General features: G+C 40.2%; 30 protein-coding genes. 18 read left to right on the top strand and 12 right to left on the bottom strand.

Annotated elements, in window-relative coordinates:
* Positions 1-230 precede the first annotated feature (230 nt).
* From BMX50_RS10365 to BMX50_RS10375, 3 genes are all read left to right on the top strand, one after another.
* The gene (locus BMX50_RS10365; protein WP_091210462.1) at positions 231-437 is read left to right on the top strand and encodes a hypothetical protein; all 207 of its coding nucleotides are present in this window, start codon (positions 231-233) and stop codon (positions 435-437) included.
* A 178-nt stretch (positions 438-615) separates the two neighbouring features.
* Positions 616-825, top strand: coding sequence for a hypothetical protein (locus BMX50_RS10370; protein ID WP_091211083.1), 210 nt, complete (start codon positions 616-618; stop codon positions 823-825).
* A gap of 109 nt (positions 826-934) precedes the next feature.
* Positions 935-1,384 (top strand): hypothetical protein, encoded by a 450-nt coding sequence (locus BMX50_RS10375; protein ID WP_091210463.1) that lies wholly within the window; start codon positions 935-937, stop codon positions 1,382-1,384.
* Positions 1,385-1,454: 70 nt separating this feature from the next.
* Here BMX50_RS10375 and BMX50_RS10380 read toward each other — a convergent pair whose 3' ends face one another.
* Both BMX50_RS10380 and BMX50_RS10385 read right to left on the bottom strand, forming a co-directional pair.
* The gene (locus BMX50_RS10380) at positions 1,455-1,910 is read right to left on the bottom strand and encodes a PA2169 family four-helix-bundle protein (protein ID WP_091210464.1); all 456 of its coding nucleotides are present in this window, start codon (positions 1,908-1,910) and stop codon (positions 1,455-1,457) included.
* A gap of 82 nt (positions 1,911-1,992) precedes the next feature.
* Positions 1,993-2,160, bottom strand: a complete 168-nt coding sequence (locus tag BMX50_RS10385; RefSeq protein ID WP_091210465.1) for a phosphatidate cytidylyltransferase — start codon at positions 2,158-2,160, stop codon at positions 1,993-1,995.
* A gap of 409 nt (positions 2,161-2,569) precedes the next feature.
* On the opposite strand from BMX50_RS10385, the gene BMX50_RS10390 reads away from it, so the two are divergent.
* From BMX50_RS10390 to BMX50_RS10415, 6 genes are all read left to right on the top strand, one after another.
* On the top strand, positions 2,570-2,794 hold the full coding sequence (locus BMX50_RS10390) for a hypothetical protein (RefSeq protein ID WP_091210466.1): 225 nt from the start codon (positions 2,570-2,572) through the stop codon (positions 2,792-2,794).
* 90 nt (positions 2,795-2,884) lie between these two features.
* Entirely contained in the window at positions 2,885-4,387 is a 1,503-nt protein-coding gene (locus tag BMX50_RS10395) for an ATP-binding cassette domain-containing protein (protein WP_091210467.1), read from the top strand.
* A 165-nt stretch (positions 4,388-4,552) separates the two neighbouring features.
* Positions 4,553-5,677: a cyclic dehypoxanthinyl futalosine synthase gene (gene mqnC, locus BMX50_RS10400; RefSeq protein ID WP_091210468.1), complete on the top strand. Its 1,125-nt coding sequence runs from the start codon at positions 4,553-4,555 to the stop codon at positions 5,675-5,677.
* A 74-nt stretch (positions 5,678-5,751) separates the two neighbouring features.
* Positions 5,752-6,303, top strand: coding sequence for an SMC-Scp complex subunit ScpB (gene scpB, locus BMX50_RS10405; protein WP_091210469.1), 552 nt, complete (start codon positions 5,752-5,754; stop codon positions 6,301-6,303).
* Between the two features lie 143 nt (positions 6,304-6,446).
* Positions 6,447-6,641 (top strand): hypothetical protein, encoded by a 195-nt coding sequence (locus tag BMX50_RS10410; protein WP_091210470.1) that lies wholly within the window; start codon positions 6,447-6,449, stop codon positions 6,639-6,641.
* A gap of 81 nt (positions 6,642-6,722) precedes the next feature.
* Entirely contained in the window at positions 6,723-7,844 is a 1,122-nt protein-coding gene (locus tag BMX50_RS10415) for an N-acetyltransferase (protein ID WP_091210471.1), read from the top strand.
* Positions 7,845-7,869: 25 nt separating this feature from the next.
* Here the strand turns inward: BMX50_RS10415 and BMX50_RS10420 are convergent, their stop codons facing one another.
* On the bottom strand, positions 7,870-8,211 hold the full coding sequence (locus tag BMX50_RS10420) for a helix-turn-helix domain-containing protein (RefSeq protein ID WP_090524822.1): 342 nt from the start codon (positions 8,209-8,211) through the stop codon (positions 7,870-7,872).
* A 309-nt stretch (positions 8,212-8,520) separates the two neighbouring features.
* Between BMX50_RS10420 and BMX50_RS10425 the strand changes: the two genes are divergently transcribed.
* Both BMX50_RS10425 and BMX50_RS10430 read left to right on the top strand, forming a co-directional pair.
* Positions 8,521-8,928 carry an Rrf2 family transcriptional regulator gene (locus BMX50_RS10425; RefSeq protein ID WP_091210472.1) on the top strand — a complete coding sequence of 136 codons (408 nt, stop codon included), beginning with the start codon at positions 8,521-8,523 and terminating at the stop codon, positions 8,926-8,928.
* 55 nt (positions 8,929-8,983) lie between these two features.
* Entirely contained in the window at positions 8,984-9,625 is a 642-nt protein-coding gene (locus tag BMX50_RS10430; RefSeq protein ID WP_091210473.1) for an NAD(P)-dependent oxidoreductase, read from the top strand.
* Between the two features lie 114 nt (positions 9,626-9,739).
* Here BMX50_RS10430 and prmA read toward each other — a convergent pair whose 3' ends face one another.
* The 6 genes from prmA to mce form a co-directional block, all read right to left on the bottom strand.
* Positions 9,740-10,576, bottom strand: a complete 837-nt coding sequence (prmA, locus tag BMX50_RS10435; protein WP_091211084.1) for a 50S ribosomal protein L11 methyltransferase — start codon at positions 10,574-10,576, stop codon at positions 9,740-9,742.
* Positions 10,577-10,631: 55 nt separating this feature from the next.
* Positions 10,632-11,102, bottom strand: coding sequence for a hypothetical protein (locus BMX50_RS10440; protein WP_091210474.1), 471 nt, complete (start codon positions 11,100-11,102; stop codon positions 10,632-10,634).
* Positions 11,103-11,235: 133 nt separating this feature from the next.
* Positions 11,236-12,000, bottom strand: coding sequence for a triose-phosphate isomerase (tpiA, locus tag BMX50_RS10445; protein WP_091210475.1), 765 nt, complete (start codon positions 11,998-12,000; stop codon positions 11,236-11,238).
* Between the two features lie 122 nt (positions 12,001-12,122).
* On the bottom strand, positions 12,123-13,307 hold the full coding sequence (locus tag BMX50_RS10450; protein WP_091210476.1) for a GlmU family protein: 1,185 nt from the start codon (positions 13,305-13,307) through the stop codon (positions 12,123-12,125).
* A gap of 64 nt (positions 13,308-13,371) precedes the next feature.
* Complete coding sequence (locus BMX50_RS10455; RefSeq protein WP_090524811.1) at positions 13,372-13,620, bottom strand: type B 50S ribosomal protein L31; 249 nt, start codon at positions 13,618-13,620, stop codon at positions 13,372-13,374.
* Positions 13,621-13,896: 276 nt separating this feature from the next.
* Positions 13,897-14,301, bottom strand: a complete 405-nt coding sequence (mce, locus tag BMX50_RS10460; protein WP_091210477.1) for a methylmalonyl-CoA epimerase — start codon at positions 14,299-14,301, stop codon at positions 13,897-13,899.
* 110 nt (positions 14,302-14,411) lie between these two features.
* On the opposite strand from mce, the gene BMX50_RS10465 reads away from it, so the two are divergent.
* From BMX50_RS10465 to BMX50_RS10475, 3 genes are all read left to right on the top strand, one after another.
* Entirely contained in the window at positions 14,412-15,623 is a 1,212-nt protein-coding gene (locus tag BMX50_RS10465; RefSeq protein WP_091210478.1) for an IscS subfamily cysteine desulfurase, read from the top strand.
* 109 nt (positions 15,624-15,732) lie between these two features.
* A complete protein-coding gene (gene iscU, locus BMX50_RS10470) occupies positions 15,733-16,146 on the top strand; it encodes a Fe-S cluster assembly scaffold IscU (protein WP_076378185.1) in 414 nt (137 codons plus the stop codon).
* A 132-nt stretch (positions 16,147-16,278) separates the two neighbouring features.
* Positions 16,279-16,605 (top strand): HesB/IscA family protein, encoded by a 327-nt coding sequence (locus BMX50_RS10475; protein WP_090526181.1) that lies wholly within the window; start codon positions 16,279-16,281, stop codon positions 16,603-16,605.
* Between the two features lie 123 nt (positions 16,606-16,728).
* Here the strand turns inward: BMX50_RS10475 and BMX50_RS10480 are convergent, their stop codons facing one another.
* Entirely contained in the window at positions 16,729-17,559 is an 831-nt protein-coding gene (locus BMX50_RS10480; protein ID WP_091210479.1) for a nuclear transport factor 2 family protein, read from the bottom strand.
* 270 nt (positions 17,560-17,829) lie between these two features.
* Positions 17,830-18,426 (bottom strand): short chain dehydrogenase, encoded by a 597-nt coding sequence (locus BMX50_RS10485; RefSeq protein ID WP_091210480.1) that lies wholly within the window; start codon positions 18,424-18,426, stop codon positions 17,830-17,832.
* A gap of 147 nt (positions 18,427-18,573) precedes the next feature.
* Between BMX50_RS10485 and BMX50_RS10490 the strand changes: the two genes are divergently transcribed.
* Positions 18,574-20,484, top strand: a complete 1,911-nt coding sequence (locus tag BMX50_RS10490; RefSeq protein WP_091210481.1) for an AMP-dependent synthetase/ligase — start codon at positions 18,574-18,576, stop codon at positions 20,482-20,484.
* Positions 20,485-20,639: 155 nt separating this feature from the next.
* Positions 20,640-21,842: a DUF763 domain-containing protein gene (locus BMX50_RS10495; protein WP_091210482.1), complete on the top strand. Its 1,203-nt coding sequence runs from the start codon at positions 20,640-20,642 to the stop codon at positions 21,840-21,842.
* On the opposite strand, the gene BMX50_RS10500 is transcribed toward BMX50_RS10495, so the two are convergent.
* Positions 21,834-22,367 carry a DUF4142 domain-containing protein gene (locus tag BMX50_RS10500; RefSeq protein ID WP_091210483.1) on the bottom strand — a complete coding sequence of 178 codons (534 nt, stop codon included), beginning with the start codon at positions 22,365-22,367 and terminating at the stop codon, positions 21,834-21,836. The two genes, BMX50_RS10495 and BMX50_RS10500, sit on opposite strands and share 9 nt — an antisense overlap.
* Positions 22,368-22,796: 429 nt before the next feature.
* Here BMX50_RS10500 and BMX50_RS10505 point away from each other — a divergent pair, with 429 nt between their 5' ends.
* Complete coding sequence (locus BMX50_RS10505; protein ID WP_091210484.1) at positions 22,797-23,435, top strand: response regulator; 639 nt, start codon at positions 22,797-22,799, stop codon at positions 23,433-23,435.
* A 98-nt stretch (positions 23,436-23,533) separates the two neighbouring features.
* Positions 23,534-25,444, top strand: a complete 1,911-nt coding sequence (locus tag BMX50_RS10510; RefSeq protein WP_091211085.1) for an AAA domain-containing protein — start codon at positions 23,534-23,536, stop codon at positions 25,442-25,444.
* The last annotated feature ends 16 nt before the right edge of the window (positions 25,445-25,460 follow it).

The raw sequence follows: 25,460 nt of genomic DNA on the forward strand, positions 1-25,460 counted from the left end.
TTGTATGCCGCATTAGTTTACGTTTAATACCGGCAGCTAAACAAGGTAACCCAATGTTAAAAACTATGCCGGCAAATCTGCAATAAAAAAACCGCTTGCAGAAACAGGGCACATTAAACTAATAATCCTAAGAATTTACAATTAGTTAAATTTTCATGGGTTACCTTTTTTAATAAATTGTATTAATCATCAAACGATCACAAAAAATTAACATTTTAAAACTTCAAAAAATGAAAAATTCATTCAAATTAGGTTTCGTAGCTTTAGTTCTTGCAGCTTCTTTTTCAGCTTGTGGCGGCGACGCTAAAAAAACTGAAGGCGATACTACTAAAACTGTAGTTGATTCAACTAAAGTTGTTACCGATTCAACTAAAGTTTCTGCAGATACTACTAAAGCTGCTGCTGATACTACTAAAAAAGACACCACCAAGAAATAATTATTTCTGATAAAATAGAAAGCAGTTAAATATCATTTTTAATCTTTTTCTATTGATTTTTTAGTTATCCATCAATAAAAAAGGTGACTTGTAATTTTTTTTTAAAATTATGGGTTACCTTTTTTTATTTCTGGTATTAAGGTGTAAACTATTAAATCACTTATTTAAAAAATTAAACATGAAAAATTTCAAATTAGGCTTTTTAGCTTTAGCTATCGCTGTTTCTTTCGCTGCTTGTAAAGGTTCTTCTTCAGCTTCTTCTGCTGATTCAACTAAAGCTGACACTTCTAAAATGGCTGCTGATACTACTAAAGCTGATTCTGCTAAAGCTGATACTACTAAAGCTGCTGCTGCTGACACTACTAAAAAAGACACTACTAAAAAGTAATTTAACTTTTTATGTTAAAAAAATGCCCTGGTTTTCCGGGGCATTTTTTTTGCCTGATACTTTTCAAACAATTTCTGTTCGTATTGCTTAATGTGATAAGCAATAAAATATGAAATATTCTGAATGGAAAACGCTTAGTGCCGATGAGCGTAAAAACATTGGTTGGCACCAACACCCGCACATACGTACAGGTACTCTTTTTGCCCTCGTTTTTGCAATAACATTTATTATCGTAGTAATGGGTATAAGCAAAAACAGCGTAGTTCATCTTAACCACAAGCCAAACGCCAAAGAAGCTTTTACTATATCAAAACAATTGGTTAAAGAAAAATTGAAACAACCGGAGAAAGCAGTTTTCCCTGACGCTGGTTTTAAATATATCATTGATACAACAACCAATAGCTACCAGGTTCAATCCACAGTAAAGATTGAAAACGATAGCGGCAAAATGGAACAATCAGCCTGGGAAGTTAAAATGTTATATACAGATGGCGACTGGGCTGAGAAAAACAGCTGGCAGGTTAAAGAGATCAGCATCATACCTCAACAACCAAACTAAACCCTATTATTAAAAACAAAAAAGGAGCAGTTATAAAACTGCCCCTCTGTTAAATTTTTAACAAAATAATTTAATGCACAGCATCACGCAGGGTTTTGATCTCGTCATGAGCATCAAGCAATTCACTTTCCTGCTGACTGATGGTTTCACGGAGATACGCCGGCAAATTTTCGTCTTCGAGTGCTGTGCGATATGCCTTTAAAATAGCATCCTCACCAAATTCGCATTCTTCTAATACATTGTGGGTATCATGCCCGGTAAAAGCGGCCTTCACATCAAGCCAAGCCCTGTGTATTTTACCGCTGGTAGTAGTGCCGGTTTCAATATCTTTTCCAAAAGCACTAACCTCGGTACCCAAAGCAAGTTTATAACCCTGGCTCTGACCTATAAGTCTTGTGAAAAGCGATTTTAGCTCTGTGTCGCCATCTTGTAAATCTTTTGAAGCACGTTGATAGCCTTCAATCCTGTCATTGTTGATCTGTATCAGATCATTTAAAATTTGTACGGTTGCTTGTGTATTTTCCATGATTAGATGTTTTTATACAATAACAAACCCATTAAAAATTAAATTGTTTAATTAATTGTATAATTAATATCCCAAAATGAAATTAACTTTTGCTGCGAAAAAGTGAGATGATCCAGATGATAACAGCAATTACCACAACAACGGCTATGATGCCGGTGATAGCGCCTGCTTTAAATATTCCGGTGATGACAGAACAACTGCTTAATGTTAGCAACACAAATCCCAAAAGTAAAAAATGTAAGTTTTTCATGATAAATATTTAAATAGATAAAGTTTAATGATTGGTTTATTCCAGGTCATTATTATGGCAACAGGAATGCAATAATCAAGCCTTTTTTGATATTAAACTAATCGGGTTAAATCTTGACTGCAGATGGGTATTTTAAAATGATTACTGTATACAGATATATACAATTACTGCGTCATTGTTAAAAATAGACTATGGTTACAAAACTGCACTTTATCCTTAAAAATATTTTTATAAATAACAGTAGCCTGAAAAACAAATGCTAACAGCATGTGTTAATATAGCAACATTATAAACCATTATAAGATTATCAAAAGTTTATTGAAGGTTATAAGTTACACCTAATCCGACAGTTGGGTGATGTTACTGTTATAATTAAAATTTATTTGTTAACACTTTTTTTTCACCGATTATGATAATACAGGTACAACCAAACATTCAATGTAAAAACTGCATTAAATGCGGCAGAAGGCCCCATGTTGAACAACATAAAAAATACTGGGTACTTACCTGCCCTAACAAAGCCTGCAAAAATTCGGTAAAATCCCTTATCGTTGATTTTGCTACCTGGAACAGGCTCAATAAAACGGCAAACGAAATACCAACCACAACCGAAACGTTAAAACGCATCGCTTAACACATCAGGAAGCAGAATAGTAAATCTGCAAAAAATTTCATGGCTTTAACCCAGATGAGTACATTTACACGCTACTCTACTTGCTAAGCTATGACAAATGCACTTCTATCAATAAATAAAGCAACTGTACGTTTTTTAAATACAACATTATTTACCGGCTTAAACTTTAATATAAATAAAGGCGAAAGCTGGGCCCTCATCGGCGAAAGCGGATCTGGAAAGAGCGCTCTGCTACAAACTATAGCAGGGCGCTTTAATATTACAGGCGGCGAAATAGATTATCATTTCTGGCATGACTACGCCAAATTTTTTAACGCGAATGACATTGCCACTCCGCATAAACTGATAGCACTGGTTGAACCCAAGCACCATTTCCGTAATCTTTCAAATACTACAGACTTTTATTACCAACAGCGCTATAATTCATCCGATTCGGAAGACGCACTTACAGTTACAGACTATCTCAATACTGTGCCCCGATTTTCGCATGACAATTCATCCTGGACATCTGAAAAAGTGGTTTCCTTATTAAGACTTGAAACACTACTTAGCAAGCAGATCATCAAACTATCAAACGGCGAAACCAAACGCCTGATGCTGGCTGCTGCATTGCTTAAAAACCCACTATTGCTTATGCTTGACAGCCCGCTAACCGGGCTGGATGTAAAAACCCGTGAAGAATTTAATAGCATTATTGAGCAAATTACAGCTTCGGGTATTAATGTTATCATGGCTACCTCAATTCATGAAATCCCCGCTGTTATTACTCATGTTGCTGTATTAAGCAAAGGAGTTATTATTCATGAAAGCACAACACAGGATTTTAAGCCCGAATTATTTCAAACAGATACTACCGACACCATTGATAGCAGTGAACTAAGCGCATTACTTAATATTGATAAAAACCCTGCTACCTACAACGTCATTGTAAAAATGGATGAGGTGCATATTAAATATGGTGATAAAGTAATTCTGGATAATGTAAACTGGCAGATAAATCCCGGAGAGCATTGGGCTTTGCTTGGACCAAACGGGGCAGGTAAATCAACGTTGTTAAGTTTGATTAACGGCGATAACCCGCAAGCCTACGCTAACAACATTGTTTTATTTGATAAAAAACGCGGTACCGGCGAAAGTATCTGGGATATTAAAAAGAAAATTGGTTTCGTATCGCCAGAATTGCACCAGTACTTTCCTACCGATAACAGCTGCTTACAGGTAATTGAGTCCGGCTATTACGACACCCTTGGCCTTTTCAGACCCAGCAATAAAGAACGCGCCGAAATAGCTTTAAGATGGATGAAAGCCTTAGAGATTGCAAAGTATGCCCGGGTGCTACTCAAAAACATCCCGGCAAGTGCACAACGCCTCTGCCTGCTGGCACGCGCGCTCATCAAAAATCCTGCGTTATTAATTTTCGATGAACCCTGCCAGGGAATGGACGATCATCAGCAACTCCATTTTAAAAATTTGGTTGATACCATTTGCAGCCTTGGTAATGTTACCCTTATCTATGTTACCCACTATCAGCATGAAATACCTAACAGTGTTGATAAAGTTTTAAGGTTGGATAAGGGGAAAGTGGTTTCTTAATCAGAAGCCTAATGCTAAAAGCAAAAAGCTTAAAGCTGACAGCCAATGGAATAATAAGCTTTTGGCTTTAGGCCTTGAGTTTTCGGCTTCTTCCTTTCTATCTTTTTTGTCAATTATTTAACAGCCGCTGAAATCAAATTATCAACTTGCGTATATTTGCCTGATATGAATACAGCCGATCTGTTGCAGCGCGCGTTGCGGTTTGATTTTTTAACGCTTGAAGAAGGCGTTTACCTGTATAACAATGCCTCAACTGCCGAGTTGATGTACACTGCCAACGAACTTCGTAAAATACAGGTTCCGCATGGCAAAGTAACCTGGCAAATTGACCGTAATGTTAATACTACCAATGTTTGTATAGCCAATTGTAAGTTCTGTAATTTTTTCCGTCGCCCGGGTCACGAAGAAAGTTATATAACTGACATCGAAACTTATAAAAAGAAAATTGAAGAAACCTTCCGTTACGGTGGCGACCAGCTGCTGTTACAGGGCGGCCACCACCCCGATCTGGGACTTAAATTTTATACCGATCTCTTCCGCGAACTGAAACAGCTTTACCCTAAGCTAAAACTGCATTCATTAGGTCCGCCCGAAATTGCGCATGTTGCCAAATTAGAAGGCATGCCACATATTGAGGTGTTAAGGGCCATGAAAGAAGCCGGTTTGGATTCATTACCCGGTGCCGGCGCCGAAATCCTGAACGATCGTGTGCGCCGCCTGATATCAAAAGGTAAATGTGGTGGTAAAGAATGGCTTGATGTAATGCGTGCAGCTCATCAGCTTAATTTACCAACTTCAGCTACAATGATGTTTGGCCACATCGAAACTATTGAAGAACGCTTTGAGCATTTGGTTTGGATCCGCGAGGTACAGGCCGAAAAGCCAGAAGGTCACTACGGTTTCATAGCATTTATTCCATGGCCTTTCCAGGACGATGGAACCCTATTGCGCAAAGTACGCGGCATCACCAATAATGTAACCGGCGATGAATATATCCGCATGATTGCACTGAGCCGCATTATGCTGCCCAACGTTAAAAACATCCAGGCTTCATGGCTTACCGTTGGTAAACAGGTTGCTCAAATTTGTTTGCATGCAGGTGCCAACGATTTTGGATCAATCATGATTGAAGAAAATGTTGTATCTGCTGCAGGTGCCCCACACAGGTTTACGGCCAGAGGCATCCAGGAGTCAATAAAAGAAGCAGGCTTTGAGCCTCAGCTTCGTACCCAGCGATACGAGTGGCGCGACATCCCCGTTGAAATTGAAGAGCAAATCATAAATTATTAAGTCCTTAGTAGCAGTTGCAGTTGCAGTAAAACAAAATAGCTGCAACTAAAAACTGCAACTGCCACTAACTAAAAATGGAACAATACATAGAGGCCCTAATTTTTGCATCAGAGCAGGCAATCCGGTTGGAAGAGATCATGTACTGCCTGCAGGCTGCCTTTGAGCGCGACTTCACTAATGAGGAGGTAACCGATGCTATAAGCAGGATCCATGAAAAATATCAGCACCATAGCTTAGCCATCGAGCTGGTGAAGATTGGGAATGGGTATCAGTTTCTTACCAAAAAGGAATACCATGCCGTTATTAACCTATTGCAACTGCAACGCTCAAAGAAAAAGCTGAGCCAGGCTGCTTTGGAAACTCTGGCCATTATCGCCTATAAACAACCGGTAACTAAGCCCGATATTGAGCAGATCAGGGGTGTAAACTGCGATTATTCGATCCAAAAGCTACTCGAAAAAGAGCTAATAGCTATAGTAGGTAAATCGGAAGGGATCGGAAAACCTATTCTTTATGGTACAAGTAATTTGTTTATGGACTATTTTGGGATCAACAGTATTGAGGAATTACCTCAACTTAAGGATTTTACAAACAACAACGCCACTATAGGCGAACAATCAGAATAATTTTAATTTCTGTTTTCAAAAAAAATCAATTTTAGTTATTTTTACTATTGAATCGATAGGGATAACAGATTTGAAAAAACGCTTTTCTTTATCTGATTTTAATTATTATTATTGACGAAGTTTAATTTATAAAATCCATTACAATGGGAGCGCCAAAGAAACCGAACACCAAAAAGGTCCAAGACTCTGATAACGATGCGGAGGATGATGATCTGGAGCCAACAAAAGCAACGAAGAAGTACGATGACGATGATGATGACTTTGACGGCCCTTTAGATGATGATCTGGGCAGAGGAGGCTATGAGTCATTTGATGACGACGACGAAGACGATTATTAATATTTAGAAATATAGTATTTTGTAAAGCATTCAGACTATGCCTCTGGATGCTTTTTTTATTATCTACCGGCAACAAAACACATGAAAGTAACTGAAATACAGGACAAAACATCAAAAAAATCATTTTTGGATGTGGCCCGCATCATTTATAAAGACGATCAAAATTGGGTTTGCCCGCTTGATAATGATATCGAAGCTGTATTCAATCCCGCAAAAAACAATTTCCACCAGCATGGAAAATGTACCCGCTGGATTCTGACCGATGATAACGGCCAACTGATTGGTCGTGTTGCTGCCTTCATTAACGAAAAAAAGGCATATAATTACGAACAGCCTACGGGCGGTATGGGCTTTTTTGAGTGTATAAATAATAAGCAAGCAGCTTTCCTGTTATTTGATACTGCTAAAACCTGGCTTAAAGAAAACGGCATGCAAGCCATGGATGGCCCTATAAATTTTGGCGAAAATGATAACTTTTGGGGCTTGCTGGTTGAGGGCTTTACACCTCCCTCTTATGGCATGAATTATAACCATCCGTATTACCAGGCCTTTTTTGATGAGTATGGTTTCAAAACCCAGTATGCACAGATCACTAATCATGTTGATGCGCATAAGCCCTTCCCCGAGCGGTTTACCAAAATAGCCAATTGGGTGGCCAAAAAACCAGGATACGATTTCAGGCATTTTGAGATCAAAAAAATAGAAAAATTTGCAGCCGATTTTATTGAGGTTTATAATGACGGCTGGAAAGACTTCGAAAACTTTGTTCCCATCACATACAGCACCATTATGGAAAGCTTTGAAAAAATGAAGCCCCTAATGGACCCCAACTTAATTTGGTTTGCTTATGTTGATGATGAGCCTGCCTCATTCATGATCATTTTACCCGATGCCAACCAAATGCTTAAACCGTTAAACGGCAAGCTCAACCTGATAGGTAAACTCAAATTTTTATATTATCGATGGAAAGGTGTGTCGCGTATGCGGGCTATTGTAATGGGCACCAAACAGAAATATCAAAAACATGGCCTCGAATCGGCAATGTTTATAAAATTAAAAGAATATGTATTGCCCTTAAAACGCTATGACGAACTTGAATTATCGTGGGTAGGCGATTTTAACGACAAAATGATAGCCATTCATGAAGCAGTTGGTGCTACATTTGGCAAAAAGCATTTAACAATGCGTTATATTTTTAATTAGCCCGGCACAAACCGGGCCTTAAAAATTATGCGGTTACTTTTGAATGTCTAAGTTCTTCAAATAGTTCAATTACTTTTTTCTGCAAATCAATTACTTCAGTTTCGCGGTCCATTAACCGTTTGTTAACAGTTTCCAGTTCGTTTACAAACTTCTGATCCTGCTCGGTATCATTAAAAGTAAGCAACTGAACTACAGACATTTCAAACAAATTAGCTATCTGTTCAAGTCTTGACAGGTTTATATCCGTAATCCCAGTCTCAATCTTTGAGAAAGCAGGAATTGAAATATCTAATCTCTTTGCAACGTCCTCCTGACTCCACCCCTTTTGATGACGCAATAATCTGATTTTTTTTCCGAGAGTTTTCATTTGGTTAAATTAATAGTGTAGGTTTCGCAAAAGTTAATTACTTTACAATAATATTTATTATCACGCTAATTATCAACTAATTTGCGTAAAATTTTATTTATAAGTGTAGTTAATTATTGCGATTGGCAAATCCTTTAAATTAAAGCAAATTAATCGTTATAAAACATACCTGTAACATGGTATTTTCCGAATAATTTAGGCGCGGAATTTTCATCCCATTGTAATTTAGTGCGCAAAAAAGCGTAAAAAATTCTTCTTTTTAAAATTTATATTTCATTTTTGTACTGTAATATTTTTTATTACAGATAAATGAACGGACAATTTCAAATAGCAACCCACGTATTAACCCTGCTTTGCAAGCAGCCGGGCGAACTATTATCATCCGACTATGTGGCCGGCAGTATGAATGTAAACCCTGTTCTGGTACGCAAAGAAATGCGCAAATTACGCGCCTGCGGACTCATTGAAAGTAAAGAAGGCAAAACCGGCGGCTACAGCCTGGCTCTTCCGCCGCAAAAAATCACCCTTGCCGATGTTTATAAGGCCGTAAAATTGCCTCCTGCACTGGGCCAGGCTAAAAACAAGCCTAACCCCGCCTGCCCTGTCGGCAAGCAAATTGGAGCACATCTTGATCATTTGGCCGATGATGTAGAAGCAGCCATTATCAAAAAACTAAGCACTATAACCATTTTTGATTTTGTAAATCAATTCGATTAAAAAAATTTAAAACAAACTGTAACAAATTTAATTACAATATAAAAAACAAAACATCATGAAATTAGCACTAATAGGAGCCACAGGCTTTGTAGGAAAAGCAGTATTAGCCGAGGCTTTACAACGCGGATATGAAGTAACTGCCATTGCCCGTAACCCGAAAACAGACATTGAAAACTCCAGATTAGCACTCAAAACTGCCGACGTATATAATGTTGATGAATTAACGGAAGCTTTGAAAGGCCATGACGCTGTAGTAAATTCATTTAATGCCGGCTGGACAAATCCGGATTTGTATAATGACTTTATTAAAGGCTCTGAAGCTATACAGCAGGCAACTAAACAAGCCGGCGTAAAACGTTTATTGGTTGTGGGTGGCGCAGGAAGCCTTTACATAGCTCCTGGCGTACAACTGGTTGATAGTCCTCAATTCCCGGCCGAATGGAAAGCGGGTGCTACGGCAGCCCGCGATTACTTAAACATCATCAAAAAAGAAGAAGAATTAAATTGGACATTCCTAAGCCCAGCCATTAATCTCCACCCCGGAACCCGCACAGGCGTATACCGTACAGGCACCGATGAACCGGTATTTAATGATAAGCACGAACACGAAATTTCTGTTGAAGATTTAGCGGTTGCTATATTGGACGAACTGGAAAACAACCAGTTTGTAAAGAGAAGGTTTACTGTGGGGTATTAATAATTATATGTCATTGCGAGCGAAGCGTGGCAATCGCATACTATGCAGAGCGACTCTGTATAGCATGCGATTGCTTCGTCGTTCCCCCTCGCAATGACATAAACTTTGAGACTCCTATTTTATAAACTTAGCAGCCACCCATTCCTTATCTTTTTTATGGGAAATATATTTGAGACCGTATTTGCGGGCCTCATCGGTAATGATATCCAGATCAGGTGATTCGTAAAAACCGCTGAAATAGATTTCACCATCTGTTTTTAACACTTCGGCGTAGCGCTGCATCTGGTCGAGTAGAATGTTACGATTGATATTAGCCAGGATTGTATCGTATTGCTCGTCTGGGATAACTTCTTTTGAACCACAAAGCGGCTTGATGTTACCTACATTATTCAATGCCGAATTTTCGATGGTACTTTCATAACAAACCTGGTCGTAATCAATGGCTGTAATATCATCAGCACCCAGCTTGGCGGCCATAATAGCAAGGATACCTGTGCCACAACCCATATCAAGCACTTTTTTGCCGGCAAACTCATTTTCGAGCATCAGGGCCAGCATCATAGCAGTGGTTTGGTGATGCCCGGTACCAAATGCCATCTTCGGATCTATAACAATCTCATAATCAAACTCGGGCTTCGTTTCATGAAAGGTGGCCCTTACATAAATCTTATCACCTATTTTTATAGGTTCAAAATTACTTTCCCATACTTCGTTCCAGTTTTTTTGCGGAATAAGATTTACCTCATAACTAAATGTAAACAAATCTTTATAAGGCAATAATTGCTCATCAAGCGCCTGCTGGTCAAAAATATCTTCGGGAATGTAAGCTTTAAAGCCAAGTTCAAGCTCTTCAAAAGTATCAAAACCAATCTCACCCAAAGCATTAATGAGCAGGTCCTGCTGGTAATCTTCGGTTGTTATGGTAGTAAAAAATAGTTCGTAGTAATTCATTTTAATTTTTTTGCCATTAAATTCAACGGAATTTCCGCCAACAAGTAAAGTGATTTTAACCAGCAACTTCAGGTTCAAGCGGTTCGCTGTCGTTGCTTACTCTTTTTCTGTCGAGTAAATACAGTACAACAAAGTTAACAATCCAGTAAACAGCTTGTATTTCGGTCATATACCACCAAAAACTAAACAAGGGAGTATACCCATCTTCGGGCAACCATATAATATAGCTTAGGGCTCCGGCAAATAATATACAAACAAGGGCAATGCAGGCTCCGGCAATAAAGCGCCCCGAAGCGCCTTTATGTTTAACCCAATTCCAAAGTGGTATAATTATCAGGTATTGAGTGAGGATTCCATCGGCAAGCAATAAGCCCCAAAAAAGGCTGAAGTAGGCCATGAGGCTATACAGGTTACCATTACCAATTTCTCCAATACGCATAGGGTGATTGGGCATATTGAAGTACACCACTGCCCAAAAAACACCAAAGTCAATCAAAACCGGTAAAAGAACTTTTAAAAGCTTCATGCTTTTTTAGATTTGAGACGTGAGATTTGAGATATGAGATTTTATTTTTCAATAAACATCACATACGCTCATTATGTTTGGAATTAAGCTTGAGATTGTCTCAATACTCAAATCTCATGTCTCATATCAGGTATTAATTAAATGTTTTAACGATATCTGTAAAATCGCGGGATTTCAGGGAAGCACCGCCGATAAGGCCACCGTCAATATCTGCCTGCGCAAATAACTCAGCAGCATTGCTTGGGTTACAGCTGCCGCCATATAAAATAGTAGTAGCATCGGCAACTTCCTGGCTGTATTTAGCAGCTATCTCTTTACGGATAAACTCGTGGATTTCCTGTGCCTGTGCAGATGTAGCAGTTACACCAGTACCAATAGCCCAAACCGGCTCGTAAGCGATAACCAATTTTGCAAATTGTTCGGCATCAAGGTGGAAGATACCTTCAACCAGCTGAGTTTTGATCACGTCAAAATGTTTATTGGCTTCACGCTCCTGCAAAGTTTCGCCAATGCAGAAAATAGGGCGAAGATCATTCTTCAAAGCAGTATCAGTTTTTTTGGCAAGCAAGGCATTGGTTTCGCCAAAGTATTGGCGACGCTCTGAGTGGCCAAGGATCACATAAGCAGCACCTGTAGATTTGATCATCTTAGCAGAGATCTCACCTGTGTAAGCGCCTTTTTCTTCCTGGTGGGCATTTTGTGCGCCAACAGCTATTTTGCTATAACCTTTTGATAATTGTACCAGGCTGTGAATGTGGATGAACGGACTGCAGATCACTGCTTCCTGCGTGCCGGTAGCCTCATCTTTTACCATGTTGATGATCTCTGAAAATAAAGCTAAACCTTCATTGTAATCAAGGTTCATTTTCCAGTTTCCGGCAACGATTTTCTTTCTCATGATTTTATTTTTTTAGTGAGTGGTTGATTAGTTGATTAAGTGAATGGCTATTAACGGGGACCAAATGATGTAATGAGTTTCCAACTACTCACTTAATCAACCCAATAAACCAATCACCGAATTTAAAACTGACGATACTCCTCCGTCAGTTTAAATATGGTTGTTAATATATTTTGCTCTGTTTCGTCAAAATCACGGTGTTCGCGGCGGTCAAAAACTTTCTGCGCGGTTTCAAACATTTTATTCATCAAATAAACTTCAAAGCCCTGCGCGCCTCCCCATGAAAAGTCGGGAACGAAATGACTTGGAAAGCCGGCGCCAAAAACATTGGCACCCACGCCTACTACAGTCCCTGTATTAAACATGGTATTGATGCCGCTTTTGGCATGATCGGCCATGATTAAACCGCAAAATTGCAAGCCCGTTTTACGTAAGCGCTGTGTGCTATAATCCCAAAGTTTCACCTCAGCATAGTTATTTTTCAGATTGGAATTGTTTGTATCAGCGCCGATATTACACCATTCGCCTAAAACCGAGTTGCCAAGATAGCCCTCATGACCTTTAGACGAATATCCCCAGATCACCGAATTATTTATCTCGCCGCCAACACGGCAATACGGGCCAATGGTTGTGGCTCCATAAATTTTAGCACCCATTTTTACCTGCGAGTGTTCGCAAATAGCAAACGGTCCGCGGATATGGGTACCTTCCCAAACTTCGGTATTAGCCGAAAGATAAATAGGCCCGTTGGTGGTGTTAAATGTAGAGCACTCGGCAACAGCCCCTTCTTCTGCAAAAAAATCGCCGCCAATAACAACGTTAGTTGAGCTGATGGCTGCACTGGTGCGCCCTTTGGTAAGCAGCTGAAAATCCTTACGAAGTTCAATATCATTCTTCCTGAAAATATCTTCGGGATATTTGATCGATACAAAAAGGTTAGGATAGTTTACCGCATCGGTAAAATCGGCACCGGCATTAAAGCTTTCTGCATCTGTGGCATTGAGCCTGACAGCAATTAGCTGCTCGTTGTATTTTAACGCCTGCCCAATTTGCAGCTTATCAATCGCTTCAACCAGGTTTTCATCAGGACATACGGCACCATTAATAAAAACATTATCGGCTTCGATATTTGCCGGAAACTTTATTTTTAAGTAATCGAGCGTATGAAAGGAATAAGCGCTGTTTAAATGCTTTCCCCATTTTTCGGCTATGGTGAAAATACCGATGCGAAGATCGGCTACAGGCCTGGTAAAGGTAAGGGGCAGCAGCGACAGGTGTGCGTTATCGTCAAAAAGGATAATTGCCATGGCGCAAAAATAAAAAAAGTCCCGACTGCAAAGCCGGGACTTGTAAATATTGTTTAAACAAAAATTACTTTTTGTTGTAACGTGAGCGGAATTTATCGATACGACCTGCAGTATCAACCAGTTTCATTTTACCGGTGTAGAACGGGTGCGAAGTATGAGAAATCTCTAATTTAACCAATGGATATTCGTTACCATCTTCCCATTTAACGGTTTCGCGGGTATCGATGCAAGATTTAGTGATAAAAGAGTAGTCGTTTGACATATCTTTAAATACAACTAACCTATAGTTTGATGGATGCAGATCTTTTTTCATTATATTATATAAACTTACCTTCTGTACTTTACTTAAAAGAGGTGCAAATGTAATAATAAAAGTGAAAACTGGAAAAGCAAATTAAAAATAGTTTATTATTGTTTATGAATGATAGCCCATGGTTCATAGGCGGATAAAAAATTATATTTATAAAACTGGATATTAGACAATTAAACATTCTCTATCCTTTTGTCTGAACTCGAATTTATTGAATCAAGGGAATGGGCAGAATACTGAGCAAATTCAAAAAATTCTCAAAATTCAAAAAATTCGAGTTCAGACACTCACCTCCTGGCATAATTCTATCAACACCCCATTAGCACTTTTGGGATGCACAAAGCACACCAGCTTATTGTCGGCCCCTTGTTTAGGCTTATCATTCAGCAAAACAAAGCCCTCAGCCTTTAACCGCTGCATTTCAGCATTAATATCATCTACCTCAAAAGCTATATGATGAATCCCCTCGCCTTTTTTTGCTATAAACTTAGCTATAGCGCTATCATCATTCAGCGACTCAAGCAATTCAATTTTATTTGGCCCGCTTTGCAGAAAAGCCGTAACCACATGTTCGCTCTCCACAGTTTCGGTTTTATATACAGGTGTATTCAGCAATTTGGAGTAGATTTCCCCTGCTAACTTAACACTGTTAACCGCAATGCCAATGTGCTCCACTTTGTTCATGTCCAAATATTGTAAATTATTGGTCAGCTTTGGTTATTTGCGAAGGATTTTAGCTGAATTTCAATAAAAACTTGCGTATCTTTGTTTTGTTAATATATTTCAAAAGGACTATGAATATCCCAATTTATTTAGATAACAATGCAACAACACCGATGGACCCAAGGGTACTGGAGGCTATGTTACCATATTTTAACGAAAAATTTGGTAATGCGGCAAGCCGTAACCATGCGTTTGGCTGGGTTGCAGAGGAGGCGGTTGATTACGCACGCGAACAGGTTGCCAAATTGATAGGCGCATCTGAAAAAGAGATCATCTTTACCTCTGGTGCTACAGAATCAGATAACCTTGCTATTAAAGGGGTATTTGAAATGTACAAAGACAAAGGTAACCACATCATAACTACCGTTACAGAACACAAAGCGGTACTGGATGCCTGCAAACACGTTGAAAAACTTGGTGGCAAGGTAACTTACTTGCCTGTTAAAGAAGATGGTCTGGTTGATTTGGCTCAGCTTGAAGCAGCGATGACCCCTGAAACCATCCTGGTATCTATCATGTATGGCAACAACGAGATAGGTGTTATCCAGCCAATTAAAGAGATTTCGGCTATCGCCCACAAACACGGTGCATTATTTATGACCGATGCTGTTCAGGCAGTTGGTAAGATCCCGGTTGATGTAAATGCCGACGGTATTGACTTATTAGCATTATCAGCTCACAAAATATACGGTCCTAAAGGTGTTGGCGCGTTATACGTACGCCGTAAAGGACCAAGGGTTAAAGTTACCGCTCAAATGGACGGTGGCGGTCATGAGCGCGGTATGCGTTCAGGCACCCTTAATGTACCGGGTATTGTTGGTTTAGGTAAAGCCTGCGAACTTTGCGGCCAGGAAATGGAAAGCGAAGCAAAACGCCTTTCGGCTTTACGTGATAAACTGCAATCAGCTTTAACTGTATTGGAAGAAAGTTATGTGAATGGCAACGTTGAACACCGCTTACCACATGTTGCTAACATTTCATTTAAATATGTTGAAGGCGAAGGTTTGATGATGGCGATGAAAGATCTGGCTGTGTCATCAGGTTCAGCTTGTACTTCTGCCTCGTTAGAGCCATCATACGTATTGAAAAGCTTAGGCCTGTCTGATGACCTGGCACACTCTTCTATCCGTTTTGGCTTAGGCCGCTTTACTACCGAAGAGGAAGTTGATTACGCTGTTGAAGTAACCAAGAAAGCGGTTACCCACCTGCGTGATCTTTCACCACTATGGGAAATGTTTAAAGAAGGTATCGACCTTAACTCAATTGAGTGGGCAGAACATTAATTTGATTTCGGATTTGGGATTTTTGATTTCGAATTTTCCATTTACGATTTGATATATAAGAGTTTCAAAGACTCAGAACTTATAACTTACTACTTAGAACTTTAAAAAAATGGCATATTCAGATAAAGTAATCGATCACTACACTAACCCCCGCAATGTGGGCACTTTGGATAAAAGCAGCCACAAAGTAGGCACCGGTTTAGTTGGTGCACCTGAGTGCGGCGACGTAATGCGCCTGCAAATTCAGGTTGATGATAACAATGTTATCACCGATGCAAAATTTAAAACTTTCGGTTGCGGTTCGGCAATCGCTTCTTCATCATTGGCTACAGAGTGGCTTAAAGGCAAAAGCATTGATGATGCTATGAAAATCGACAACATGGACATCGTTGAAGAGCTTGCCCTTCCACCGGTAAAAATTCACTGCTCGGTATTAGCCGAAGACGCTATCAAAGCAGCAATCAATGATTTCCGCGTTAAAAACGGCTTAGCGCCAATTGAAAGCGAAAAAGTACACCACTAAGAAAGAATTTGAGATGCAGGAGGCAAGAAAATTAGATTTCTTTCCGGTATCTTAAGTTTTAATAGTGTGGTGCGCAAGAGGCCGGCGAAGAATCCTGACTCTTGAATCTAATAATCTTGACTCTTTTAAAAAATGGTAACTGTAACTGATAAAGCAAAAAGCAAAATAGAACACCTGATGCAGGATGCAGGGCTTGATGCCTCTTATTTTCTGCGTGTGTCTGTTCAGGGCGGTGGTTGCTCTGGTTTATCATACAATCTTGATTTTGATAACGAAGAGAAAAAAGGCGATCAGTTTTTTGAAGACCAGGGCGTACGCATGGCGCTCGACATGAAATCATTCCTGTACCTTGCCGGTACTGAGCTTGATTTTTCTGACGGCCTTAACGGCAAAGGCTTCAATTTCCACAACCCTAACGCCAGCCGTACCTGCGGTTGCGGCGAAAGTTTTTCGGTATAATATTCAACCTTAAAATATAAAAAGAGGCGCGATGAGCGCCTCTTTTTGTTTTATTAAAACTGCAATGCTGCCGCGGGCTTCCAGCCCGTGGTTAAGCATGGCTTCAGCTTTCAGCTGAACTATTTAAAACATATCCTCCGGCTTAACACCATCAGGTATAGCCTGTTCCACACTCCAGTGCTCTGCAATTTTACGCCCAGCCACCCTGAATATCTCATTAAACACAAACGTTTTTCCGCTCCTGCTAAACTGCGATTGAACTGCAACAAAATCACCTTCGGCAATAATCCTGTGAATTTTAACAGCTCGCTCAGGCTCGCCAAGGTAGCCTGCCAATCCCACACCGGGTGCTGCTGCAGCAGCATCATGCTCAATGTACGCAGCATCAATAAACTGATTAGCAGATTGTTTGTTTAAGATTGCTTTGTAAAACTGGTCAACAATCAATTTGCTATTTTCAGCAGAAGTATGATGATCAATTTCAGCAGTACCATTAGTTGATGTTGTCTCTTTCCCGCTTTCATCCGGCAAAGGCTGTATAGCATCCCAATGCTCGGTTAACATACCATCCTTTAATTTAAACAGATCAATCACAGCCATACGCTTGCCCATAAACTGAATATCAAGATGGGTTACTACGAAGTCGCCTTCTTGTATCGCTCTAATGATCGGCGATTTTGCACCTTCGGATGGTAGCGGTAAAGTCTTCAGGTAATTGACCATCTCGGTTATACCTGCCCTCCCCTGTTTAACCGTAGGGTTATGCTGCCTATAATCTTCAATTATAAATTCGGGGATCAGCTCGGTTTTACGTTGTCCCACTATTTGTTTATAAAATGAAAGCACTTTTTGCTTGTTAGTTATGGTATCCATATAAGTATGCGATTTTGCGACCAGGGCATTGCATATTAAAATGCAACATACGCCCAATGCCAATATTGGAGTAATTTTCATTACTTGTTAAATAAAATTTAATTAGAAATTTTCGGACAATACAAAACACTACCGCAAAAGCAGTGTGTTACCGAACCCGTATCAACAGGCCGGGCCTTAGGCGACCCTTGTTTTATATGTGGATATAATAATTATGAAGTGAAGATAGGGAAAGTTTGGAAAAAAGAAAAATGTCATTGCGAGCGCAGCGTGGCAATCGCATGCTATACAGAGCGGTTATACTTCCGTGCGATTGCTTCGTTCCTCGCAATGACATGTGGTTGGGTTCTGTCAAAACACCTTAATCACCTGCCCTGTAATTGCTCCAAGCACACTTTTAACGTAAGCATTGGCTACTTTATCCATAGCAACAGGCTCATGGCCAGGAAAATACTCAAAGAAACCCGGCGAATCTTCAACAACACCCGGGCTTACCGCGTTGATCCGTACGCCATTTTCCAGTTCAATGGCTGCACTTATTACAAATGAGTTTAATCCGCCGTTAATGGCTCCAAGATTTACTCCGTTTACAACGGGATCCTCAGAAAGAATACCCGACGTAAGCGTAAATGAACCTTTAGGATTAATATGGTGCTGGCCTATCAGCACTAAGTTTACCTGTCCAAGCAGTTTGCTTTCAATTCCTTTTTTAAAATCGGCAGGCGTTGTACTTGCAAGCGGGCCAAAATGCCCGGAACCGGTAGTGCTTACTAACGCGTCAAACGCCCCAACCTTTTCATAAAACGCCTCAATTGATTCGGGCGAAGTGATGTCCAATTGAAAATCACCACTTTTTGAACCCGCAGTAATAATTTCGTGCTTGCCTTGAAGCACTTCAGTAACCTTTTTGCCAATAGTACCCGAAGCGCCAATGATAATTATCTTCATAGTATATGTTTTTTGTACAAGTTAACAAGTGTTAATGTAAATCGGTATCATCAAAAAGTAAAACACGCTCAGTTTGTCAAATACCTGTGTCAATGCTTGATTTTATAAAAATAGATTTAGATTTGTTTCCAATATCCAATTATATAAATGAGTAAAAATACCGAGCTTTCAACTGTTCCGAGTTTCATTCGCAATACCGTTGCCAAAATCCATCCTTTAGAACATACCTTTCTCCTTCATAAAGTTAAAGATACCTGGGTGGAGATAAGCTATGGTGAAGCCTTAGAGAAAATAGATGCTATCTCAGCCTGGTTTCTGCACATAGGTATCAGGAAAGGCGACAGGCTTTCCCTTATCATAGAAAACGGCCCAAACTACGTTTATTACGATCAGGCCCTGCAACAGATTGGTGCGGTTAATACTTCCATATATCCAACCCTTACAGAAAACGAAATCGAATATATCCTGAATGATTCAGGGGCACGTACCATCATTTGCGGTAACCCTTTCCTGTTCAGAAAAGTTTTAAAAGTAGCAAACAACTGCCCGGAACTGATCCGCCTCATACCTGCGTTTGATGATTTTGAAAAATTCAGTGATAAGGTAAGTTTAAATGCAGGTGTAATTGGCTTTGACCAGGTAATAGCCGAGGGGCGTAAGTTAGTCGAGCAATATAGTCATGCTATTAACGCTGCCCGTGAAGCCATCTTAACAACTGATACTTCATGCCTCATTTACACTTCGGGTACTACCGGTGTACCTAAAGGGGTTGTGTTAACACATCATAACCTTACACAGAACACCATCAATAGTTTAATCCAAATCCCGTTTGTTGAAAAAACAGACCGTTTTTTGTCGTTCCTGCCGCTATCGCATGTATTTGAACGCACCATTTACCATATAGCCATTTACCAGGGATCACAAATAGCCTTTGCCCAAAGCCTTGAACTGCTGGCCAAAAACATGGCCGAGGTTAAGCCTACTATACTATGCTGTGTACCCCGGTTACTTGAACGCATCCATGACAGGGCTATCAAAAGCGGCACATCGGCAGGCGGACTTAAAACCAAAATATTTTTGTGGGCTTTTGAAATTGGCAAAAAGGTGCGCCTCGTACAGGAAGCCGGTAAGTCTCCAAATGTTGTTTTAAAAGCGCAGCACGGTATTGCCGAAAAACTGGTATTCAGCAAAATAAAGGAAAAAACTGGCGGACAACTTAAATTTATGGTATCTGGCGGTGGTGCGCTACCTAAAAATATCGGCGAATTTTTTGGTGACCTCGGCATTGTAATTTTAGAAGGCTTTGGCTTAACCGAAACATCGCCGGTAATGGCCGTTACAGAACGTCACAGGGTAATTTATGGTACCGTTGGCCGTATCATTCCCGGTATTGAAGTGGCTATCCAAAATGTGGATACCAAACATATCTACAGTATACAAACACACGATAACTTTAAAGAAGATACCCTTACTGAAGAAGGTGAGATCATTGTTCGCGGGCATTGTGTAATGAAAGGCTACTGGAACAAGCCCGAAGAAACAGCCACCGTTATTGATTCACATGGCTGGTTTCATACCGGCGATATCGGTCGTTTCTTCCGCGGCAACCTCCAGATTACAGATCGCCTGAAGAATATGCTGGTAAACGCTTACGGTAAAAACATTTACCCAACCCCGGTTGAGAATACTTACCTCAAAAGCCCTAAAATTGAGCAGGTATTTTTAGTGGGCGATAAGCGTGAATACATTGCAGCTATCATAGTGCCCGCCCGCGAAACCCTGCAGGAAACATTTAACCTTCAAAATGATTTCTTTGAACGCCCCGAAGTATTCATTGATGATAAAGAAATAGTTGACTGGATTGGTGCCGACATCCGCAAATACAGCAATGAACTGGCCAAGTTTGAACGTATCAAATCATTTAAGGTAAAACGTAACCCTTTCAGCATGGATGACGGCGAGATCACCCCTACCATGAAAGCCAAACGCAAAGTCATCGAGAAAAAATACGCCACCGATATTGATGAGTTGTATGCCGGGGAAACGGAGGAAGACTAAACAGAACAGAACCATGATTTTTAGGATTCAATGATTTCTTGATAGATAAAGTCAGTTCATCAGGTAATTTATTAATCCAGGTTCAAATTCATATCATCTGGAAATCCTTTAATCAAGCGCATCAAGGTTCTGTTTTTTTTACTAACTTTGTTAGCATGAAGCGATCCGGCAGTGCTGACTTACCTTTACATTACGGCTATGTACCACAATGGCTTGCCGAACGAATGGCTAAGCTTGGTCTTGCGGTAGTAGAAACCATTGTGATGGATTATGGTAAGGATGAAGTACTTCGCCGGTTAAGCGATCCCTTTTGGTTTCAGAGCCTGGGCGCTGTTATGGGGATGGATTGGCACTCCTCAGGCATAACAACCTCCGTAATGGGCGCTTTGAAAAAATCTATTAACCCACACAGCCGTGAATTAGGTATTTACATTTGCGGGGGAAAAGGCAAACACTCCAAACAAACCCCGGCCGAGCTTTTAAAAGTAGGCGAGGCCACCGGGCTCGATGGTAATTACCTGGTAAAATGCAGTAAACTAAGCGCTAAGGTTGATAATACTGCTATTCAGGATGGCTTCCAGCTTTATACCCATAATTTTATTTTGAGCGATACCGGCAAATGGGCTGTAGTGCAACAAGGCATGAGCGATGCCAGCAGCACCGCCCGTCGTTACCACTGGCATTCGGAGCAGCTAAGTTCTTTTGTGGATGATCCACATACGTTTATCTACGGAAAAAACAACGGTTATATCCTTAACATGACAGATAAGGAAGCAGATGGCTCACGCAACGGCGTTATGCAGATAGCTTCCGAAAATCCAGGTATCATGATCAACGAGATCAGCAAACTGGTGATGCCCAATCATCATGAGGTATATGCGAAAGATGTAGATCTGAAACGACTTGGCGCGGTACTTTGGCTGGCTCATGAAAAACAACCAAAAGATTTTGAAGACCTGTTGCTATTGCAAGGCTTAGGGCCCCGCACTTTACAGTCGCTGGCCTTAGTAAGCGAAGTAATCCATGGCACCCCTTCACGGTTTAAGGACCCGGCCAGGTTTTCCTTTGCACATGGCGGCAAGGATGGCGCTCCGTTCCCCGTTCCAACCAAAGTTTATGATGAAACTTTAAGCACCCTTCAAACGGCTATTTATAAGGCAAAAATGGGCAACAGTGATAAAAACGAGGCTATCAAACGCCTCTCCCAAATAGCCGAAAACGCCGAAAAAGACTTTACGCCCAATGCCAACTTCGATAAAGTTATTGAAAAGGAGCGTAACGACTCGTGGAAATACGCGGGCCGTACAGTTTTTGGCAGAGCAAAGCCGCCTGGTGAGCAACAGCTTAAATTATTTTAAAGTAGTACTAATGAACTTTGCAGTATCTAAATGCGCCTGCAAACCGGGCAACATTTTATTCGCAAAATCGGCCAGGGAGGTGTTTTTCTTATCTTGCCCTACTATTTTATACAAAGCTATCTGATCGGTATGGTCATTGATAACCATTTGTATATATGCCTTATCAAACGCTCCTGCTTTCTTCACGTCCAAATCGCTGATCATTTGCTGATGGATGGGACTTATTATAGCCGAATCTGCAATCAGGTTATCAGTTTTGAGTTTCTTGAAGTCATCAGCCAACATGGTGTGGTCATCAATCATTAGTTTGGCAAACTGAATAACCCGCTGATTTTTTGAATTTGCTATGGCCAAACCAGAAGCCTTTACCGATGCAAGGGTTGATTCTTCGCCGCTTTTCAGAAACAGCAGACCATTATCATCTATCTGCGCTTTATTGTAATTATTAGCTTGCCGGTTACTTTGGCAGGCCTGTAACATCGATAAAAAAAACATGCAAAATAAAACGCTTGTTAATCGGCTCATGCTAATAGTTTAATGATCTAATTTAACAAAAAAAAGCAACAATAGTTTTCATATCTATTTTCAAAACGCTCAAAATCCGCAACCCCACAAACAACTGATTAATAACACCTTTTCGCCTTAATCTCATAAAAAAACCTAATTGTTATTTTAAACATACACCTGAAGTGTAAAACCCACACTTGTATCTTTAATGATTTTTCATTAAATTTAAAATTGCCGCATAGAACAAATATGCTTTGCTAAATTTAATATTTGGCTCCTCCCTCGTCAGTAAACTTAAAAAACTGATAAACAAAAAGTTAACATCAATAAAACATGTTGAACTTTTAGATAAATACAAAATTTTGTAAATATTTTCTTACAAACAAACAAAAGGGCATCAATGTTGAGGCAAATTAAAATGAACAAACTAAACGAAACCTTTGCACTATGGTAAACGCCGAAAAAATCACATGTTATTGCTTCAATAAAGATTGTGCTGCCTCTATATATAACGATACCACCTGTTTATCAATACAAGTGCCTCTTGAAGTAGCATTGTCGCGTACATTAAATTGTATTGAATGCGGTGCAGAACTTTTATCTCCATTACTTATAGAAATAAAAAAAGATATCCTCAATCTTATTAAAGACGATCAACAGCATTCGGTAGCTATTATTGATGATGATATCATTTTTCACGAAACAGTTAAAATCATTTTAAAAGATAATTGGTTAAACGCAAGCTTTTATATGAACCCTGAACCGGTATATAATAAGTTATACAGCAACCGCAATAAACATTCGGAAATACCTAATATTATTTTCCTTGATTTGGATATGCCGCTAATGGATGGTTGGGAGTTTTTAGATTTGTTCAATAACATTCATCGTTCGCTTGCAAAGTCGGTCTCTATTTATATTATCTCAAACTCTGTTGACCCATCTGATCATAAACGAATTAAAGCATACCCTTTTGTTAAAAGCTTTATTTCAAAACCATTAACCAGGCACTTTTTAAGCAAGATCAACGAAGAAGTTTCAAAGAATGCAACCGGCCTTGAACTAAAACCGGCATCAAACTGGTAGCAATTAAATTTAGCAGCTAAGATATAAGGAAGCCTTCGGGCTTCCTTTTGTGTTTTGTCTGGTCTGAAAAAGCCATGATGAAACTTTACCTTTGCCAAATGGACTATTTTAAAAAACTGCTCAACCTGTTACAAATTGAGCAGGATGAAGACCGTCGGGCATACCTCAAACTAACCGAAACATCATCAACTGCCGAACGCCGGGCAGCAGGCCTAACCTGGTACCCTATAGCCATAAAAGGTACAGAAATAGGCCGGGGCGATTATTTAACTGTTGAAATTGAACGACCTTCGCACCAGGACCTTAGTCACCAATTCAGGTTTGGGGCTTCGGCAGCATTGTTTTCAAATCATGATCCTAAAACCGATCGTATAAATGGTACGGTATCCTACCAGGGTGGTAACCGGCTAAAATTAACGTTGAACACCGAAGAATTGCCCGATTGGAGCCGGAATGGGAAACTCGGCATCGACCTGCTGTTTGATGATAATAGCTATGATGAAATGCAGAAGGCGCTCAAACTGGCTGCTAAACTTATCGACGATAATAAAGACGGTCACCTTACCCGTGTACTAACCGGCCAAAGTGCGCCTGCTTTCATTCCCGAAACAATTCATTATCCGCTTCAAGGCTTAAATGATTCACAACGCCAAGCTGTTCAAAAAATAATAGAAGCGCAGGAACTGGCCATAGTACACGGCCCTCCGGGTACAGGCAAAACAACTACACTTGTACAAGCTATTAAAACACTCATAAAGCAAAATAAGCAACAGATCCTGGTAGTGGCGCCAAGCAATACAGCCGTCGACCTACTGAGTGAAAAGCTGAATAACGAAGGCTTAAATGTGCTGCGTATAGGTAACCCGGCAAGGGTATCTGAAAAGTTAATGGCTTTAACTTTAGATAGCAGGATAAGTGCCCATAATGATATGAAGGAGATCAAAAAGCTTAAAAAGCAGGCTTCTGAATACAAAAATATGGCGCACAAATACAAGCGCAATTTTGGCAAAGCTGAGCGCGACCAGCGTAAGGCGCTTTTTGATGCAGCACATCAGCTTATTAAAGAAGTAGATAAAACCGAGCAATTTATTGCTGAAGACCTGATCGGCAAGGCGCAGATCATCACAGCTACACTTGTAGGAGCAAATCATTACACCATCCGCGACTTAAAGTTTCATACCGTAGTTATTGACGAAGCCGGGCAGGCCCTTGAACCTGCTTGTTGGATCCCAATATCGAAAGCAAAAAAAGTAATCCTTGCAGGCGACCACTTGCAGCTCCCCCCTACCATTAAATCACAACAGGCGGCAAAGGACGGACTGAGCACTACACTGCTTGAAAAATGCGCTGCCTTGTATCCCGAAGCAGTTGTTTTGCTCGAGGAACAATACCGGATGAATGAGGCTATTATGGACTTTTCATCAAAAGAGTTTTATGACAACAGGTTGAAGGCTAATGAATCGGTAGCGAACCGGCTATTATTTCCGGGAGATATTCCGCTTAGCTTTGTAGACACGGCAGGTTGTGGCTTTGACGAAAAACAGGAAGGTACAAGTACGGCAAACCCTGAAGAAGCGGCATTCCTCTTCAAACACCTTCACAAACTGGTTGGTGAACTTAAAGAACATTATTCAGCTGAAAACTTCCCAACTATAGCTGTCATATCTCCTTATAAAGAACAGATCAGGATTTTAAACCAGTTATTGTCGGATTCGCCTGAGTTGATGGTGTATGCTGATAAAATTGCCGTTAACACTATTGATAGCTTCCAGGGGCAGGAACGCGATGTTGTTTACATTAGTTTAACCCGAAGCAATACTGAAGGAGAAATTGGCTTCCTCAATGATATTCGCCGCATGAACGTAGCCATGACCCGCGCCCGCAAAAAGCTGGTGATGATTGGTGACAGTTCAACACTTGCGTATGCTCCTTTTTATGCAGATATGATCAGTTATACCGAACAACTAAACGGTTATCAAAGCGCATGGGATTACGCAGGATACGATTAAACGTCAATTGTTTGTT

The organism is Mucilaginibacter gossypiicola (assembly GCF_900110105.1).
Lineage (GTDB): Bacteria > Bacteroidota > Bacteroidia > Sphingobacteriales > Sphingobacteriaceae > Mucilaginibacter > Mucilaginibacter gossypiicola.